Below are 1,784 nucleotides of genomic sequence, written 5' to 3' on the forward strand. Positions count from 1 at the left end.
CCGGTCCCCTCGGCGGCAGCGGCCACCCCGCTCACGAACAGGCGGGTCAGCAGCAGCACGCTCAGTGCGAAGGCCAGGGCAGATGCCAGCCCCAGCGCCAGCAGCGGCCCCCCCTCGCTCCACACGGCGCGGGCGGGCCACCACAGGGCCGACTCCCGCTCCGGCCAGCCGCCCCGCCCTGGCCCAAAGCCCTCCAGCACCCGCAGCACGAGGTCACCGCGCCCACTTTGCCCCAGGAGGTTGGGCAACTGGAACGCCAGAAAGAGGCTCGCCCCCAGCAGCGCCCCCACCACCGACGCCGTGACCCGCGCCCGGCGCACCCCCAGCACCCGCACCAGCCCCAGGGTCAGCCACAGCCCCAGCGTGGCCGCGAGCAGGGCCGCCCCCAGCCACCAGCCCAGCAGCCCCAGCCCGCGCCACGCGCCCAGCACCAGCAGCAGAAAGGTCAGCGGCAGGGTCAGCAGCGCCGACCCCAGCGCCCCCGAAAAGGCCACCCCCAGCGCCCGCGCCGCCAGCACCGTGCGCGGCGAGATGGGCGAGTGCAGCAGCAGGTCGAGGTCCCCCCGCGTGTACAGCGCCTCCAGCGCCGCCGTCACGCAGGCCGAGAGCATCAGCATGAAGACGAAGACCAGCCCCAGCGTCAGCGGCCCCAGCGCCGCGTCGGGGAGGGGGCGGTCCAGCGGCACCCCGGCGAGCAGGCTCCGCAGCCCGAAGAAGGCGGCCACCCCCAGCCCCCCGGCGAAGATCAGCCCCACGGTCAGCCCCCGCCGTGTCCCCCCACTCAGGTTCTGCCACGCCCAGCGCGTCTGCCAGCGCAGCAACCACCCCAGCGAGCCGGGCCTCACGCGGGGGTTCCTGCCGGGTCCTCGGCCCTCACGCGCAGCCCCGTAAGGCTGAGGAAGGCGTCCTCCAGCGTGCCCGTCCCCGTGCGGGCCAGCAGCTCGCCCGGTGTGCCCTCCGCCACCAGCGTCCCCGCCGCGATGATGCCGAGGCGGTCGGCGAGCCGCTCGGCCACCTCCAGGATGTGGGTGGTCAGCACGACCGCGCCGCCCTCATCCACAAAGGCGCGCAGCGCGTCCTTGACCTGCCGCGAGGCCGCCGCGTCCAGCCCGGTCAGCGGCTCGTCGAGCAGCATCAGGCGTGGGCGGTGGATCAGCGCCCCGGCGAGGGCGAGTTTCTGCTTCATCCCCCGCGAGAAGCCCTCGGTGCGCTCGCGGCGGTGCTCCCACAGGTTCAGCCAGCGCAGCAGCCGCTCGGCTTCGGGGGCGGCCTCGCGGGCGTCCATCTCCCACAGCCCCGCCACGAATTCCAGGTACTCGGGCGGGGTCAGCTTGCCGTACAGCAGCGGGTCGTCGGGGAGGTAGGCGAGCTGGCGCTTGGCGGCGCGGGCGTCACGGGTTACGTCATGCCCGTAGAGGCGGGCCGCGCCCCCGTCCGGCCGGGTCAGCCCCGCGACTATGCGGATGGTGGTCGTCTTGCCCGCCCCGTTGGGACCGAGCAGCGCGTACAGCTCCCCGGGCGCCACCGTCAGGCTCACGCCCGCGACCGCCGCGCGGCCCCCGAAGCTCTTGCGCAGGTCGAGCAGTTCCAGGGCCGGGGCCGAGCTGGGGTGGGGGGCGAGGCTCATACCCGGCACTATGCGCCGGGGCGCGGGAAGGTTGCGGCGCAGATGCGGCCGCCTACAGCCCCGAGGTCGCTTCCTCGGACACGTCCGCCAGCGCCTCCAGCGTGGCCTGGGGGTGGGCGGGCGCGGGCGGCGGGGTCAGGCGGCTCTCGATGGCGCG

Annotated in this window: 1 protein-coding gene and 1 pseudogene; both read right to left on the reverse strand. The window is 75.4% G+C overall.

Going from position 1 to position 1,784, the window contains the following annotated elements; genetic code table 11:
• Positions 1–845: pseudogene (locus QOL99_RS16825) on the reverse strand (hypothetical protein); the annotation flags it as partial.
• Positions 842–1,627 carry an ABC transporter ATP-binding protein gene (locus QOL99_RS16830; protein ID WP_285525530.1) on the reverse strand — a complete coding sequence of 262 codons (786 nt, stop codon included), beginning with the start codon at positions 1,625–1,627 and terminating at the stop codon, positions 842–844. The gene QOL99_RS16830 and the pseudogene QOL99_RS16825, both read right to left, overlap by 4 nt.
• Positions 1,628–1,784: the final 157 nt, after the last annotated feature.

This window comes from Deinococcus rhizophilus (genome assembly GCF_030271215.1).
GTDB lineage: Bacteria > Deinococcota > Deinococci > Deinococcales > Deinococcaceae > Deinococcus > Deinococcus rhizophilus.